The organism is Shinella sp. 1A1, from assembly GCF_055379515.1.
In genome coordinates, this window is the sequence record NZ_AP039671.1 from 1437861 (window position 1) to 1451357 (window position 13497).

Below are 13497 nucleotides of genomic sequence, written 5' to 3' on the forward strand. Positions count from 1 at the left end.
ATCCTCAGCGAAGGCGCAGGCGAACCGGGTGGCGGTGCTCGCTGACGCCGACATGGAGATGGATCCCGGCAACCGGCTGGCCCGAGCGCCAGGCGCGGGCGCCGTGGGCGAGCAGCATGCCGACGAGATCCTTCGTCCGGTTGCGTGAACGGCCGAGCCCGATATCCGCGATCCGCATCGCCGCCTCGTGCAGCGGATGGAGCGTTCCCTTCAGCGAGCGGCGCTTTTCGTCGCGCGCTGCGAGTGGGACATCGAAGAGGTTCTCGTTCATCGCCATGATCTGCCTCGTACGCATTACCTTATCGAGGATGGCACAGCCGTCGTGACGGCCTGCCTGCCTTCCCCCCGCAGCCTCCGGTACGCAATACCTTTCCGGCGGCCGTTGCGGGTGCAAGGCGGTATTTCAGGGACCGCGCCGCATTTGGCACGGTCCGATCGCGTTACTGCTGGCTTGCCCAGCAGGCGAAGCCCTTGCGCTTCAGGACCTTGCAGGCGGCCGTCGCGCGGTCCTGGTTGTCGAAGCCGCCGAAGCGGGCGCGGTAGAGCTGTTCGCTGCCGCTGTTGACGGCGACCGTGAAGGGCTTTGCGCTGGAGAGCGCCTTGCCGCCCTGGTCCTGGGCCTTGGACAGAAGCTTCTGCGCCTGGCCGCGGTCCGGCGTCGCACCGATCTGGATCACCCAGCCCGAGGGCGTGGTTTCGGCGACGGCGGAGGTGGTCAGATTATCGACATTGCCGCCGGTGTCGCCCTGTTCCGTCAGGTCTTCCTGCGGAACGGCGGCTTCACGCTGCAGTTTCAGGGTTGCGGCGAGCGCACGCTTGCCGACGACCTGCGAGCTGTCGGCCGATGCGGCATAGGCCGTTTCGAGATGACTTTCGGTGTAGCGATAGGACGGGACCGGGCCGTTTTCCGGCAGGTCGAGGCCGCGACCGGAGACAGATGCGGTGGTCGCATTGCTTGCGACTTCGGCGCTGAGCGTCGGGGCATCCTTGGTCTGGGCGATCAGATCGCCGCCGCCGCGGCGCGAGGCCTTCGGCATGTAGGTGGCGATCAGCTTGCGCATCTGCTGGTCGCGGGCACCGCCCGAGCGGCCACCCATGACGACGCCGACGACGCTGCGGCCATCGGCGACGGCCGAGGTCACGAGGTTGTAGCCGGAAGCGCGGGTATAGCCGGTCTTGATGCCGTCGACGCCGCGAACGCTGCCCAACAGGCGGTTGTGGCCGTTGATGACCTGCTTGCCGAGGCGGAAGCTGCGAACGGAGAAATAGGAATAATACTGCGGGAAGTGCTGGCGCAGCGCGATACCGAGGCGGGCCTGGTCACGCGCGGTGGTGACCTGCGCCGTATTCGGAAGGCCGTTGGCATTGCGATAGACGGTGCGCGTCATGCCGAGCGCGCGGGCCTTCTGCGTCATGATGCGGGTGAAGCGCTCTTCCGAGCCGCCGAGGAATTCGGCCAGCGCCGTCGAAGCGTCGTTCGCCGAGCGCGTGATGAGGCCGAGGATGGCCTGTTCGACGGTGATGGACTTGCCGGTCCCGACGCCGAGCTTTGTCGGCGGCTCGCTGGCGGCATTCTTGGAGAAGGGGACGCGCGAATCGAGGCGGATCTTGCCGGCTTCCAGCGCCTCGAAGGTGAGGTAGAGCGTCATCATCTTGGTGAGCGATGCCGGATAGCGCAGCTCGTCCGCATCCTCGCTATAGAGTACCTTGCCCGTCTTGGCGTCGATGACGATGCCCGAGTATTTCGGATTTGCGGCGGCCGGGGTCGCGAAGGCGAGGGTGGCGACCGTGCCGATCATCACCAGACCTTTCGCCGCATTGGCAATCGCCTGGAAAGAGCGGGGGAGAAAATCGAGGAATACGGAACGGGACACTACGTTACTCTTCATTCTCGGATTGCATATGCCGTCCGCTTGCGAGCTGCCGCGACGACCGTTTGAGGCACAATAGCCACACAGCGTTACCAATCGGTTTATGATGAATTATTGGTTTCACAGGTTGGCCGTGTTTTATCGGGTGCGAGTGGTCGAGGCAGGGCGGCCGTTTTCGACGAGGGATGCGGCGAGATAATCGCGTACGCGCGCCTCCATCGCCTGCCACTGCGGCAAAAGTCTGCTCGAAAAACGGTAAAGCACAGAAAGATCGCGGCCGATGTGGATATCGCGCTGGCAATCCGCGCTGGTCGATTGCGATTCGTCCGCCGGCATCATGCAGCGCACCGCATAGTCGGAGCCGTCGGGCAGCGTCCCGGTGAAGAATACCTCGCCGCCATAGCCGGAATTCTCCCGCAGCGGCTGCATCGTCAGGCCGGCCGGACCGGGTTCCGTCCGGTCGTCGAACAGGTGGCTGTAGATTGGCGCCAGCCGGCCGGACATGTCGCGCGACATGGTGCTTTGCGAAAGATTGAGGAAAATCAGGCTCTCGGGCCGCGTCGCATCGTTGAAGCGGATGCGCTCGGCGTTGGAATAGCCATTCATCTCCGGCCAGGTGAGGTAGAGATCGACGCGCTCCGTGCGGCCCGGCCGGCGCTGCTCCTCGAAGCGGATCGTATTGGCGGGAAGGCGGATCTGGTCCTGGCCGATCACGACGTCCACGGCCTCAGCGCTTTCGGTATGGCCGGCAAGCGCGATGCGCTCGCCCAATGCGCGGCCGGCGACGCTGATGGCGAGCGTCAGCCCGGCGAGAACCGCGACGCCGACGGTCAGGCGCGTCAGCAGGCGATTGGAGATGAGCGGGGCATGGTCCTCGTTGCCGGTTGCCGTCGCAGCCATGTCGCCTCGCGCTCCTTCGACCCGTCTATTGCGGGACACCTGGGCGGAGGGTCTGCCAACATGGTTAATTTTCGGTTGAGGATTTGGGCGGACATGCCCTCAAAAAGGGAGCGGCCGGTTCCGGGACAGGAGAACCGGCCGCAGGGCCAAGGTCGGGGACGGGGATTGGGGGACTGACCGGGCCCTTTCTGTTGCCCGGCGAAGCCGCCGGGCAGTCTCTTCGCGCGCCCTCGGGCGCCGGTCCTTACCTGACGCTACCGACAGCTTCGGCGCGGCCGTCCTGCAGCTTGACCCACTTGCCGGCATTGGCCGACGACTGGCGCTTGAGGAAGCGGTATTCGGTCTCCGACCAGAGCAGGACCTTGTTGCGCATGTTGTCGAGCACGAAGTCGCCGCGGTCGGTGCGCACGGTCAGGACCGCGTGGCCTTCGCCGTTCGGCTGGAGGACGACGGTGATCAGGAGGTTCGCGGGCGAGATGCCGGCTTCCATCAGGCGCTTGCGCTTGATGAGGACATAGTCCTCGCAGTCGGCGGCATATTCCGGATAGGCCCACTTCTCCTCGACGCCGTAGATTTCCATGTCGGTCATCGGCGCGAATTCGGTGTTGGCGGCGTAGTTGACGTTGAGGATCGTCTTCCAGTTTTCCTGCGTCAGCTTGAGCGGGCCGTCGTCGCGGCCGTTCGGGCCGCATTCGCTGGCATTGACCTTGCAGAATTCATAGTGGCCGATCGGCTGGTTGGTCGCGCCTGCAAGCGGCGTGTTGGCCGGCAGCGCCATGGCGGCCTGTGCCGCAACCAGGGAAAGGAGGAATGCAAACGTCCCTGTCTTGATGATTTTTGTCATTGCTATGTCCCCGTTCGATGAGGCGACAATGACAGGTATGTTTTGAGCTTGCGCGAAAAGCCGAAGTAGAACTTAGTTCAAATCAAGATCGCATAAGCATAAAACAAGAATAGAATTTGAGATTGATTTGAACTGTATTTGAAGCGAATTTGATTAAAATTGTAGCGAATACGCTCGCGGTTGCGGGCTTTCATTTTCCGCCATGCTATTGATTCATAATTGTTTTTCGATTTAATCGGGCGATATTGGGCTAGGCTCGGCTTATTGGAAGCCGGAATTTCCACGCGGATGAGTGCTGGCACAACGTCGTCGTCGGATATCATGCGTACTCGCATCGCTGCATTTTTCCCGATGATGGACTCGCGCGGCAGATTTTTTTTGATTTTCTTTTTCGAGAATGTGTCTCGATCCGGGCTGAAACAGCAAAGGGCCCCGCAGGGCCCTTTTTGAAACAATATCGGCTTTCGGCTGTGCCGGAATGCTACAGGAATGCCGTGAGGGCTTCCCGCGACTGGACGGACGAGAACTCGATGGCGACGCCTTCCTGGAAGTGGCGCACGACGCGCCCCTTCATGTTGCCGAGCTGGACAGGCGTGCCGAGGGCAGGGCGGACGTCGATATCGACGGCGGCGCCCGAAAGCGAAAGGTCGATGATGCGGCAGGGATAGCGCCGGCCGTCGTCGAGCGTCAGGTCCGTGCGTGTATTGCGCGGCGTGAGGCGGTCGTGGCGGCGGTCTTCCGGCAGGCCGAGCTCGTGCCGGTTGGCGATCCAGGTGAGCTGGGCCGCGAGCTTTTCCCGCTTGCGGTCCGTCGCGTTCAACTGGATGACGAAGCCGTCTTCGCGAAGGATCGCGACGGAGCCCTCGATGCGGCCGACATGGTCGATATAGGCGATGATGCGCTCGCCCATCCGCGGGCGCGCGCTGCAGACGAAGCTGGCGTCGCCCGGCGACATGTCGAGGGCGGTGCAGTCGAATTCGTCATGGCTGGCTAGCATCAGGCGGCCGGGCAGGTTCACCGAGACGCGCTGGAAGTTGCGCTGGTCGGGTTGCGCTGCTCTGGTTGCCGGCGATGCTTGCTGGAAAGAGTACATGAGCGCGCGTGCCTGATCGTCCTATCTCTTTCCAACCCTTAACCTTTCGGGGTTAACAGAAGGTTTGCCGGAGCGGGAAAATGTCGCCTCGGGTTGTGGTTTCAACAACCTTTGGGCGATGTTGGTTGCGTTTCCGCCAATCCGCCGTCCTTCCGCCCGCCTTCGAAAATGCGCAGGTGCATGACCCGGCTGATCTTCTGGCCGAAGCCGGCCGGTCGCATGGCCATGACGGATGTCGGCATGGGGATCGGCGGGCGGCTGCCGGCCAGATCGTCCTTGCGCGCCGGGTCGATGACCGAAAGCGCATCGAGCGTGGCATAGCGGAAGGCCGAGAGCGGCTGGCGTTGGCCGGGCAGGGGGGCGAAGGTGCCGATGATGCGGTCGGCCGTCCGGCCGGCGGTCGCAAGTGGCAGCAGCACGATTTCCGCCTCGGTATTTTCCAGCGCGCCGTCGACGAGCCGGATCCGCATGATCGCGGGCACGGCCTCGGCCATGACGTTTTCCGCCATGCGGGCCACGCGGCTGCGCTGGTCCGGGGCGAACAGCGCGTCGAAATCCATGCCCTTCAGCTCGCGGGCGAACTGGGCGCACATGCGCGTGCCGGCGAGGCGAAAGCGCGGCGCATGCAGTCGTCCATACTCCAGCATGAAGACATCCGGCAGGATCGCCGCGATGTCGGCGGGTTCGATGGTGCTCCGCAATGGCACGGCGCGCTCGCCGCGCTGGCGCGTCCAGTAATCGTAAAGCGTGGTTGCAGCTCTGGTATGCATGCTCGTTCTTCCGTCTGCTCTGTCCCGCTACGGCACGCCGGAGGCGGTGCAGGGGGCATTTGTGAGAGACTGTGCGAGTTTCGTGCCAGACGGATATTAAGGTTAACGATTGGTTTCCATTGCGCGGCCGGCCGGCTTGGGAGAACATCCGGCATCCCTTCACGAGGGAATGGTTTACTGCACATCTGTTTCGCCCCGGGGATTGGGGGCACCGGCCGTCGGCGAAAGCTGCACGGCCTTTCTTTTCTCGATATAAGCACGAATCGATTTTTGAGTTGGGTGGTTCGGTCATGAGTAACGACGGCATCGAAGTGCAGGGTGACGGGTTCGAGGCCCGCAAGCGGGAGCCGGCGTTCAACCTGCCCGGAAGCCTCGTCTTCGTTCTCGGGCTGCTGACGCTCGTCCATCTGGTGCGCACCTATGTCCTTTCGCCGTCGGCCGACGAATACGTGCTGCTGGAATTCGCCTTCATCCCGGGGCGCTATGCCGTTCCGTTCTCCGAATGGGACCTGAGCTGGCTGTGGAGCCCGGTCACCTATTCGCTGCTGCATGGCGGCTGGGAGCATCTGATCTTCAATGCGTTCTGGATGGTCGCCTTCGGGGCGCCCGTCGTGCGGCGCATCGGCACCGTGCGGTTCTTCCTCTTCTGGTGCCTTTCGGCCATCGCGGCCGTCGCCTTCCACACGGCCTTGCACTGGGGCGCGATGATCCTCGTCGTGGGTGCCTCCGGCGTCGTGTCGGGCCTGATGGGCGCAGCGGCGCGCTTCGTCTTTTCGCCGAGCGGGCGCGTCAGCCGGCAATTTGCCCATCTCAACCGCCGACTCACCATCCCCGAAGCACTCTCCAACCGGTCCGTGCTGGTCTTTTCCGGTATCTGGTTCCTCACGAACTTCCTGATCGGCTTCGGCCAGATCTTCGGTTCTGTGGCCGCCGGCGGGGCGGTGGCGTGGGAAGCGCATATCGGCGGCTTCCTGTTCGGCTTCCTGTTCTTCCCGATCTTCGACGTTTCCGTGGCCGAGAGCCGGCGGGATTAACGATAGTCTATTAGCCGTCTTGCAATCGCCTCTTTCGTGGCGCACCATAACATTGTTCCGGTTCGCACATGCACACCGGAACAGGGTAGCATCCGCAAGGAGGAAGGGATGCCGCCCCGTACTGGCAGGGCATCCCTGCGCGGATGTCCCGCCTCTCAGCGTCATGATGCACACGGGAGGTACGCATGTATGTAAGGACTATACTGGACGAAAAAGGCCGCAACGTCGTAACCGGCGGCCCGCAGCTCACCGTAAGGCAGGCTGCCGTCTATCTGCATGAAAATCATATCGGCGCCATCGTCATCGTGGATCGAAATGACCGCATCGCGGGCATTCTGACCGAGCGCGATATCGTGGCCGCCATCGCCCGCAGCGGCGGCGAATGCCTGGACAAGCCCATTTCCTCCATCATGTGGGGCAATGTCCATCGTTGCGGCGAAAACCAGACGGTCGAGGAGCTCATGGAAATGATGAGCACGTTGCGCGCCCGCCACATTCCCGTGGAAAAGGACGGCCGCCTCGTCGGCATCATCTCGATCGGCGACGTGGTGAAATCCCACATCCGCGCGATCCAGCACGAAGCCGAAGCCATCAAGGCCTATATCGCAAGCTGATACGGCACCGAACGGGTTCGGGCGGAACGATTTCCATCGCTCCGCCCGCCGCCCATTTCGTCTTTCCCGTGCAAGAACCGGTCGATTTTCCCAGAAAGCCCGCATTCAGCGAGCCATCACCACTTCCAGCATCCGCTTGATCTCGAAAATCCGCGCCTTGCCCTCAAGGTAGCCGCGTTCGATGGATTCACCGGCGCGATGGAATTCCGAAAGGCCGATATCGGCCAGCTTGGGATGCAGCGCGAGGTCCGGCGGATCGCCGGCAAGGCGCGCGCGGGAAATCCGGTCCTGGATGATGTTGAAGGACTGCACCATGACGCTCGTCAGCCCCAGCCGGGCGGCGCTGTCCTCCTGCTTCTGTTCTTCGATCTTCTGCGGGCCCGCGCTGTGCTTGATCACGGCCGAGCGGCCGTAGAGGTCGTAGTTGAGGTTGACGGCGACGACCAGAAGCTCCTCATGCGCCCGGCAGACGGAAACGGGCACCGGGTTCACCAGGGCGCCATCCACCAGCGTGCGGTTGTTGCACTTGATCGGCTCGAAGATGCCGGGCAGGGCATAGGACGCGCGCAATGCCGTGATCAGCGAGCCGCTGTTGATCCAGACTTCGTGGCCGCTGTTGACCTCCGTCGCCACCGCGACGAAGGGCCGGTCGAGATCCTCGATCGACAGGTTCTCGATATGCTCCTGCATGCGCCTGGTCAGCCGCATGCCGCCGAAGAGGCCGGAGCCGCGAATGGTGAAATCGAGGAGGCTCGCAATGCGGCGCATGGTGAGCGAGCGGGCGAAGGCCTCCAGCTCATCGAGCTTGCCGGCCAGATAACAGCCGCCGACGAGGGCGCCGATGGAGGTGCCGGCGATCATGCCCACCTCGATGCCTTCTTCCTCCAGCGCCCGGAGCACGCCGATATGGGCCCAGCCGCGGGCGGCGCCGCCGCCGAGGGCAAGGGCGATCTTCGGCTTGCGCGGCGGCGCCGGCGCGGGAATGTGGGAAACGTCGTTCATGGAAGGTCCGCCGGGATCCGAGGCATCCGCCGTTACGAGGCTACGATTGAAACTCCAGTTCAACATTCCGGACCTCCGTTCCCTAAAGGAATTCGCGGTAAAGCAAACGGTTCCGCCAATTGGCTGCCCTCGGGAGCACAATAAATGGCAGAATAGTTGCAATCTGTGACGCGGGGAACTTTCGGGACAAAAAATCCCGGAAAGAGCACTTTTCTCGAGGCGGAAGATGGGGGCCTGCCCCGGATACCGCTACCCCTTTTAGGGTGGCGTCGGAAACCTTTCGAAGCGCATGCGAGCGATGGGGTTCCATATCCTGATCCGCATGGCGGGGATAAGGTCCGCCATGCTTGGATTAGGCGACCCGACAGGTTGCCAAATGGTAAATCCGTGCCGGAACGGGACGCTATTCGCAGAGATGCTTAATTTTTGCTGTAGACGGTCGCCGGGTCGAATTGCGGCTCGCCGCCGGTGATCGTCAGCACCGCGCCGTCCGGGCCGCCCGAGACCGTGCGGTAGAAGCAGGAGCGGCGACCGGTATGGCAGGTGGCGTCGTGGCCGGCGACGGAGACCTTCAGCCAGACGGCGTCCTGGTCGCAGTCGGTCCTGAGTTCCACGACGGTCTGAAGGTTGCCGGAGGTCTCGCCCTTTTTCCAGAGTGAATTGCGCGAGCGGCTCCAGTAATGCGCGATGCCGGTCTCGATGGTGAGCGCCAGCGCTTCGGCATTCATGTGGGCGACCATCAGCAGTTCGCCGTCCTTCGCATCCGTCACGACGGCGGTCACGAGGCCGTTGCCGTCGAAGCGGGGGGTGAAGGACGGGCCTGTCTCCAGCTCGGCCTTGTCCCTGGAGGGGGCTTGAAAGGTGATCGGCATGGCGGTCGGCTCCGTCGGGCGGAGCCGGCTGTCGCCTAGCTCCGGATCATTGTCATGAACCGGACCTGTTCGGCCGGCTCGGTCTTGAAGGCACCGGTAAAGGTGGTGGTGAGCGTTGTCGAGCCCTGTTTCTGGATGCCGCGCATGGCCATGCACATATGCTCGGCCTCGATCATCACGGCGACGCCCCGCGGGTTCAGCGTTTCGTCGATGGATTTGGCGATCTGCGCCGTCATCGTCTCCTGCGTCTGCAGGCGGCGACCGAATATCTCCACCACGCGGGCGATCTTGGAAAGACCCAGCACCCGGCCGTTCGGCAGATAGGCGACATGCGCCTTGCCGATGATCGGCACCATATGGTGCTCGCAATGCGAGAAGAACGGAATGTCCTTCACCAGCACCATGTCGTCATAGCCGGCGACCTCCTCGAAGGTGCGGCCGAGCACATCCTCGGCGGCAAGGTCGTAGCCGGAAAAGAGTTCGCGATAGGCTTTCGCGACGCGCTTGGGCGTGTCGAGCAGGCCCTCGCGCTGCGGATCGTCGCCGGCCCAGCGAAGCAGAACGCGAACGGCGTCTTCCGCCTCTTTCTGCGTGGGGCGACCAGCATCATCCTCGACGCGGGGAAAATTGGTGACTATGGCGTCCATGGACCCATTGACCTTTCTGCAGGTTACCTGACGTGTTTATCGGACTCGCCACTGGCCATTCGCCTAACCCTGCAGGCTTGGGTTCCGTTGGCGGGCTCCGGGGCTTTCGGGTCATCGCTTATCAGTGCGATCGACCGTCCGGCACGGTTTCCCAAACAACAGGTGATGGTTCGACACTTGTAAAACCCTCACCCCAATACGAGTTATCATATAGTATCGAACAACCACTGCGAAAGAGGCCTGAGGCGACACGCCGTGCTTTTTTCCCGACGAGGCCGGAATAATCTCCTCGGATCATTGAAGATTCCGCAAAAAGCGCGGAAAACAGGGCCATGATGGACGATATCTATAACAGCCGTATCCTCGAATTCGCCGGCAACATCCCGCGCATCGGCACCCTGCCGGATGCGGACGCCGAGGCCGGCGCCCATTCCAAGCTCTGCGGCTCGCGCGTGAAGGTCTATCTGAAACTCGACGGCGATACCGTCAGCGATTTCGCCCACGAGGTGAAGGCCTGCGCGCTCGGCCAGGCGTCGTCCTCGGTCATGGCGCGCCATGTGATCGGCGCGACGGTGGCGGAAATCCGCAAGGCGCGCGAGGACATGCTCGCCATGCTGAAGGCCGACGGCGAGGGACCGACCGGCCGCTTCGAGGACATGCGTTTCCTCAAGCCCGTCAAGGATTACAAGGCCCGCCACGCCTCCACCATGCTGACCTTCGACGCCGTGGTCGACGCCATCGGCCAGATCGAGGCGAAGCGGCTGGAAAAGGCCGGGTGAGGGCGGTGTTTGCCGCCTGCCCCTCATCCCGCTGCCGCGACCTTCTCCCCGCGAGCGTGGAGAGGGGAAATGCCGCACCGTTTTCCCTTCAAGCCGCACGGTCGATGGAGCACCGGATGCTCCCGCGAGTCCCTTCTCTCCGCTTGCGGGGAGAAGGTGCCGGCAGGCGGGCGAGGGGCATCCTTCCCCCGGGCCGCAAAGCTCATGTGTAACGCTCCCGACTGCCACCACGCTCCCGAACGGCCGCGCCCCAAGGGCCGCAACTGGAACGGCCCGTTCCGCAAGACGCCGGGGCGGCTGTTCGGCATGGCCTTCATCCGCCTTTACCAGCTCACACTCTCCGGTTTCATCGGCAATTCCTGCCGCCACCTGCCGACCTGCTCGGAATACGGCTACGAGGCCGTCGCGCGCCATGGCCTGTGGCGCGGCGGGTTCATGACGCTCTTCCGCGTCGCCCGCTGTGGTCCCGGCGGCACGCATGGCTTCGATCCCGTACCGGAGACGCTGAAAGCGCGCCTTGCCTGGTGGGCGCCATGGCGGCTGTGGCGCGTCTCGAAGGCGGAGCGCGGCTGAGCGGTGGAAACCTATGTCGCCCTCCTGCATTCCATCGTGCTTACGCCCGGGAAAAGGGTGGTGATGGCGGACCTCAAGGCGATGGCCGAAGGCCTCGGCTTGCGCAACGCCCGCACGCTGGTCGCCACCGGCAATCTCATCTTCGACGGCGAGGCCGCGCCGCTCGCCGAAATCGAGGCGCGGCTGGAAGCGGGGTTTCGCGCCCGCTTCGGCAAGCATGTCGACATCATCGCCCGCACCGCCGAAGGCTGGAAGCGCCTTGCCGCCGGCAATCCGTTCCCTGAAGGCAACGGCGCCGACGTCGTGGTGCGCGCCATGCGCGCGCCGCTCGACGGGAAAGCGCTGGCAAGGCTCGAAAGCCACGCGACACCCGGCATCCGCCTTGCCCTTTCGCACGGCGACCTCTGGATCGATTTCGCCGCGAAACCGAGCGAAACGAAGCTGCTTGCGCACCTGACGACGAAGAAGCTCGGCATCGGCACGCTGCGCAACGCCAACACGGTCAACGGCCTTTGCGCGCTACTGGCCCGATAGGCGGCGCGAGCGCGGTCTCCCATCCCACGGGCACCGTGGGGTCGTCGTCCAGCGCCTCCGCTTCCTCTTCCCACCTGTCCAGGTCCTCCTGGCTGTAGCCGGCGGTGAGCCATTCCCGGTGCTGGCGTTCTTCGAGTTCCCGCGACGCGCAGTTGATCGCGGATTGCGTGGCATTGTCCATCACGCAGGGCGGAAACTGCTTGTAATGGGTGGTGGCGATCTCCTCCGCCGGCCAGCAGCCGGTGCAGCGCTTTGCCCGACGGCATTTCGGCAGGCGGCAGGCAAGGTGAAGGCCGGCAAAGGTGGCCGCCTGACGAAAATACGGCTGGAGACGCTGCGTGCGCCTCTGGTGCCGCTTGTCCTTGAAAAGTTCCTGACCGTAAGACATCGCGCGCTCCTTTCCGCGTCGACCTTCTCCATCGGCGGGCGCGCCAAAACCGCCCGCATGGCGATCCACCGGGTTTTCGAAACTGTCCGGAGAACCGCGCGAAAGCGTTGCCTCTCTGGTGTATGGATGGTGGCTTCGCTTTCGCGCGGCCCAGGCGTTCTTCGGAGGCGGTCCGGCCTCCTTCAGGCGGGGAGCTGCTTCGCTGCACGCTGCCTCCGCATGAACCTTGTCCGAAAACCGCTTTCGCGGCTTTGGCGGGCATGCATCGGCCAGCGCTTGCATGGCGGACCCAAACCGACCCCGCAAGACCCGGGGAAGGGGGAAGCCTGTTGCGACGGAAGCTTTCGCCCCGCAGCGCTCCTCGCCTCTTCCGCCCCTGCCGTACGTTTCGGCAGAACACGAAAGCGCCTCCTCCCGCCCGCATCGACACGTTACGCGATCCGTCCGGCGGCGGAAGGAGGTTCAGGATAAGGGAGGTTTTGGGGGCGGGGAAAATTTGGGCGCTGATTTTTTTGAGGGGAAACTTTTGCGTGTGCGGCAACCATTGCGGCTATCGCAGAACTTGGTATTTTGCGACGTTGCGAAAGTCACAAAAATAAGTGTCGTTTTAATCGGGAGTTCCGCGACAGGCACTTTGAGCCCTAAGCGGTCATTCGTTTTGCTTCGAAAGTAAAAATCTCATCCTCCGGCTGCGGCGCGCGTGCATGCTGATAATTGCCTGACACCTGCACATCCACAAAACCGGCGGCCTGTAGGGCCAACCGGAACTCATGGACACCCCACCAACGCAGTTTGAACAATTCCAACTCGGTCTCTATCAGCGCCCCATTGTGCCAGCGGTCATAGCGACTGTGAGAAAGCGTCGTTTGCGCGAGATAGTTGGTCTCCACCCGGTTGTCGGTCAAGGTCAGCAGGTCACCACCTTCGGTGGTCCAGCTCCGAATGGGACCAGGGGGAGCAAGTATGCTGCCAATCGGGTCGAGGTCGATGATCAATCGCCCCTCGGGGGCTAGGTGATCATAAAAGCGCTTCAAAACTGCGGCTGCGGCAACTTCATCGGCGATGAGCTGAAATGATCCAGCCGGAACGATGATAGCGGCGAAGCTCTTGTCGTAGGAGAATTCCTCGAAGGTCTGCAGGGTCAAATCCACTGAAAGATTCCGCTCCCGGCACTCATCCCGGCAGTAATTCAGCATCTCCTCAGAGGCATCGAAACCTTCGATCTGGAAGCCTTCCTGCAGCAGTGGCACGAAAATCCGGCCATTGCCCACTGCGGGCTCAAGGATGGGACCATGGCATTGTGCCAGACGATTCCGATAATATTCCAGATCTCCAAAGGACCGACCGACCGGCTTATCGAGACTGTAAACCCAGGATGAGAGTGCCCCATATCGATTGTCTCGCATGCTATTCAAACCTCCATTGATCACCTCGAAATCTATCTTCTTGACGCTTGAAACGTATGGGTCAAGTCAGAGAGCATCTGAACAAGTTCGCCAACAATGGAGCTGGGCATTCAGATGTCGCCGAGTAGCATCGAGCGTAGCCCAACGACAGTTTCGTCCGCATAGCAGAC

General features: G+C 62.9%; 17 protein-coding genes. 5 read left to right on the top strand and 12 right to left on the bottom strand.

Annotation, left to right across the window (positions count from 1 at the left end):
* Nucleotides 1-4: 4 nt before the first annotated feature.
* The 7 genes from ACZ48C_RS07295 to ACZ48C_RS07325 all read right to left on the bottom strand — a co-directional run bounded on the left by ACZ48C_RS07295 (nucleotide 5) and on the right by ACZ48C_RS07325 (nucleotide 5478).
* Nucleotides 5-277, bottom strand: a complete 273-nt coding sequence (locus ACZ48C_RS07295; RefSeq protein WP_119258435.1) for a hypothetical protein — start codon at nucleotides 275-277, stop codon at nucleotides 5-7.
* A 163-nt stretch (nucleotides 278-440) separates the two neighbouring features.
* Entirely contained in the window at nucleotides 441-1889 is a 1449-nt protein-coding gene (locus ACZ48C_RS07300; RefSeq protein WP_464782603.1) for a D-alanyl-D-alanine carboxypeptidase, read from the bottom strand.
* Nucleotides 1890-2009: 120 nt separating this feature from the next.
* Nucleotides 2010-2771, bottom strand: coding sequence for a hypothetical protein (locus ACZ48C_RS07305; RefSeq protein WP_454632623.1), 762 nt, complete (start codon nucleotides 2769-2771; stop codon nucleotides 2010-2012).
* Nucleotides 2772-3015: 244 nt separating this feature from the next.
* The gene (locus tag ACZ48C_RS07310; RefSeq protein WP_464782604.1) at nucleotides 3016-3615 is read right to left on the bottom strand and encodes a transglutaminase-like cysteine peptidase; all 600 of its coding nucleotides are present in this window, start codon (nucleotides 3613-3615) and stop codon (nucleotides 3016-3018) included.
* A 77-nt stretch (nucleotides 3616-3692) separates the two neighbouring features.
* Complete coding sequence (locus ACZ48C_RS07315; protein WP_464782605.1) at nucleotides 3693-3938, bottom strand: hypothetical protein; 246 nt, start codon at nucleotides 3936-3938, stop codon at nucleotides 3693-3695.
* Between the two features lie 158 nt (nucleotides 3939-4096).
* The gene (locus ACZ48C_RS07320) at nucleotides 4097-4708 is read right to left on the bottom strand and encodes a PilZ domain-containing protein (RefSeq protein ID WP_119258262.1); all 612 of its coding nucleotides are present in this window, start codon (nucleotides 4706-4708) and stop codon (nucleotides 4097-4099) included.
* A gap of 101 nt (nucleotides 4709-4809) precedes the next feature.
* Nucleotides 4810-5478, bottom strand: a complete 669-nt coding sequence (locus ACZ48C_RS07325; RefSeq protein ID WP_464782606.1) for a PAS domain-containing protein — start codon at nucleotides 5476-5478, stop codon at nucleotides 4810-4812.
* Between the two features lie 290 nt (nucleotides 5479-5768).
* Here ACZ48C_RS07325 and ACZ48C_RS07330 point away from each other — a divergent pair, with 290 nt between their 5' ends.
* Nucleotides 5769-6512 carry a rhomboid family intramembrane serine protease gene (locus ACZ48C_RS07330; RefSeq protein WP_119258260.1) on the top strand — a complete coding sequence of 248 codons (744 nt, stop codon included), beginning with the start codon at nucleotides 5769-5771 and terminating at the stop codon, nucleotides 6510-6512.
* Nucleotides 6513-6697: 185 nt separating this feature from the next.
* The gene (locus ACZ48C_RS07335) at nucleotides 6698-7126 is read left to right on the top strand and encodes a CBS domain-containing protein (protein WP_119258259.1); all 429 of its coding nucleotides are present in this window, start codon (nucleotides 6698-6700) and stop codon (nucleotides 7124-7126) included.
* Between the two features lie 105 nt (nucleotides 7127-7231).
* On the opposite strand, the gene ACZ48C_RS07340 is transcribed toward ACZ48C_RS07335, so the two are convergent.
* The 3 genes from ACZ48C_RS07340 to folE all read right to left on the bottom strand — a co-directional run bounded on the left by ACZ48C_RS07340 (nucleotide 7232) and on the right by folE (nucleotide 9647).
* A complete protein-coding gene (locus ACZ48C_RS07340; protein ID WP_119258258.1) occupies nucleotides 7232-8194 on the bottom strand; it encodes a patatin-like phospholipase family protein in 963 nt (320 codons plus the stop codon).
* A 353-nt stretch (nucleotides 8195-8547) separates the two neighbouring features.
* Nucleotides 8548-9000 carry a phosphoribosyl-AMP cyclohydrolase gene (hisI, locus tag ACZ48C_RS07345; RefSeq protein WP_464782607.1) on the bottom strand — a complete coding sequence of 151 codons (453 nt, stop codon included), beginning with the start codon at nucleotides 8998-9000 and terminating at the stop codon, nucleotides 8548-8550.
* A 35-nt stretch (nucleotides 9001-9035) separates the two neighbouring features.
* On the bottom strand, nucleotides 9036-9647 hold the full coding sequence (folE, locus tag ACZ48C_RS07350) for a GTP cyclohydrolase I FolE (RefSeq protein ID WP_318911835.1): 612 nt from the start codon (nucleotides 9645-9647) through the stop codon (nucleotides 9036-9038).
* A 332-nt stretch (nucleotides 9648-9979) separates the two neighbouring features.
* On the opposite strand from folE, the gene ACZ48C_RS07355 reads away from it, so the two are divergent.
* The 3 genes from ACZ48C_RS07355 (at nucleotide 9980) to ACZ48C_RS07365 (ending at nucleotide 11533) form a co-directional block, all read left to right on the top strand.
* The gene (locus tag ACZ48C_RS07355; RefSeq protein WP_318911836.1) at nucleotides 9980-10426 is read left to right on the top strand and encodes an iron-sulfur cluster assembly scaffold protein; all 447 of its coding nucleotides are present in this window, start codon (nucleotides 9980-9982) and stop codon (nucleotides 10424-10426) included.
* Between the two features lie 204 nt (nucleotides 10427-10630).
* Nucleotides 10631-10999, top strand: a complete 369-nt coding sequence (yidD, locus tag ACZ48C_RS07360) for a membrane protein insertion efficiency factor YidD (RefSeq protein ID WP_464782608.1) — start codon at nucleotides 10631-10633, stop codon at nucleotides 10997-10999.
* Nucleotides 11000-11002: 3 nt separating this feature from the next.
* The gene (locus ACZ48C_RS07365) at nucleotides 11003-11533 is read left to right on the top strand and encodes a DUF1697 domain-containing protein (protein ID WP_464782609.1); all 531 of its coding nucleotides are present in this window, start codon (nucleotides 11003-11005) and stop codon (nucleotides 11531-11533) included.
* Here the strand turns inward: ACZ48C_RS07365 and ACZ48C_RS07370 are convergent.
* Both ACZ48C_RS07370 and ACZ48C_RS07375 read right to left on the bottom strand, forming a co-directional pair.
* Nucleotides 11502-12203: a hypothetical protein gene (locus ACZ48C_RS07370; protein WP_464782610.1), complete on the bottom strand. Its 702-nt coding sequence runs from the start codon at nucleotides 12201-12203 to the stop codon at nucleotides 11502-11504. The two genes, ACZ48C_RS07365 and ACZ48C_RS07370, sit on opposite strands and share 32 nt — an antisense overlap.
* 359 nt (nucleotides 12204-12562) lie before the next feature.
* Nucleotides 12563-13327 carry a class I SAM-dependent methyltransferase gene (locus ACZ48C_RS07375; protein WP_464782611.1) on the bottom strand — a complete coding sequence of 255 codons (765 nt, stop codon included), beginning with the start codon at nucleotides 13325-13327 and terminating at the stop codon, nucleotides 12563-12565.
* Between the last annotated feature and the right edge of the window lie 170 nt (nucleotides 13328-13497).

What these genes read in the sequence shown, in the direction of transcription:
- ACZ48C_RS07325 (WP_464782606.1), bottom strand. Translation starts at nt 5,478, where the DNA reads ATGCATACCAGAGCTGCAACCACGCTTTACGATTACTGGACGCGCCAG.
- ACZ48C_RS07330 (WP_119258260.1), top strand. Translation starts at nt 5,769, where the DNA reads ATGAGTAACGACGGCATCGAAGTGCAGGGTGACGGGTTCGAGGCCCGC.
- ACZ48C_RS07300 (WP_464782603.1), bottom strand. Translation starts at nt 1,889, where the DNA reads ATGAAGAGTAACGTAGTGTCCCGTTCCGTATTCCTCGATTTTCTCCCC.
- ACZ48C_RS07375 (WP_464782611.1), bottom strand. Translation starts at nt 13,327, where the DNA reads ATGCGAGACAATCGATATGGGGCACTCTCATCCTGGGTTTACAGTCTC.
- ACZ48C_RS07310 (WP_464782604.1), bottom strand. Translation starts at nt 3,615, where the DNA reads ATGACAAAAATCATCAAGACAGGGACGTTTGCATTCCTCCTTTCCCTG.
- ACZ48C_RS07305 (WP_454632623.1), bottom strand. Translation starts at nt 2,771, where the DNA reads ATGGCTGCGACGGCAACCGGCAACGAGGACCATGCCCCGCTCATCTCC.
- ACZ48C_RS07315 (WP_464782605.1), bottom strand. Translation starts at nt 3,938, where the DNA reads ATGATATCCGACGACGACGTTGTGCCAGCACTCATCCGCGTGGAAATT.
- ACZ48C_RS07355 (WP_318911836.1), top strand. Translation starts at nt 9,980, where the DNA reads ATGATGGACGATATCTATAACAGCCGTATCCTCGAATTCGCCGGCAAC.
- ACZ48C_RS07370 (WP_464782610.1), bottom strand. Translation starts at nt 12,203, where the DNA reads ATGCAAGCGCTGGCCGATGCATGCCCGCCAAAGCCGCGAAAGCGGTTT.
- ACZ48C_RS07340 (WP_119258258.1), bottom strand. Translation starts at nt 8,194, where the DNA reads ATGTTGAACTGGAGTTTCAATCGTAGCCTCGTAACGGCGGATGCCTCG.
- yidD (WP_464782608.1), top strand. Translation starts at nt 10,631, where the DNA reads ATGTGTAACGCTCCCGACTGCCACCACGCTCCCGAACGGCCGCGCCCC.
- ACZ48C_RS07320 (WP_119258262.1), bottom strand. Translation starts at nt 4,708, where the DNA reads ATGTACTCTTTCCAGCAAGCATCGCCGGCAACCAGAGCAGCGCAACCC.
- ACZ48C_RS07335 (WP_119258259.1), top strand. Translation starts at nt 6,698, where the DNA reads ATGTATGTAAGGACTATACTGGACGAAAAAGGCCGCAACGTCGTAACC.
- ACZ48C_RS07295 (WP_119258435.1), bottom strand. Translation starts at nt 277, where the DNA reads ATGGCGATGAACGAGAACCTCTTCGATGTCCCACTCGCAGCGCGCGAC.
- folE (WP_318911835.1), bottom strand. Translation starts at nt 9,647, where the DNA reads ATGGACGCCATAGTCACCAATTTTCCCCGCGTCGAGGATGATGCTGGT.
- hisI (WP_464782607.1), bottom strand. Translation starts at nt 9,000, where the DNA reads ATGCCGATCACCTTTCAAGCCCCCTCCAGGGACAAGGCCGAGCTGGAG.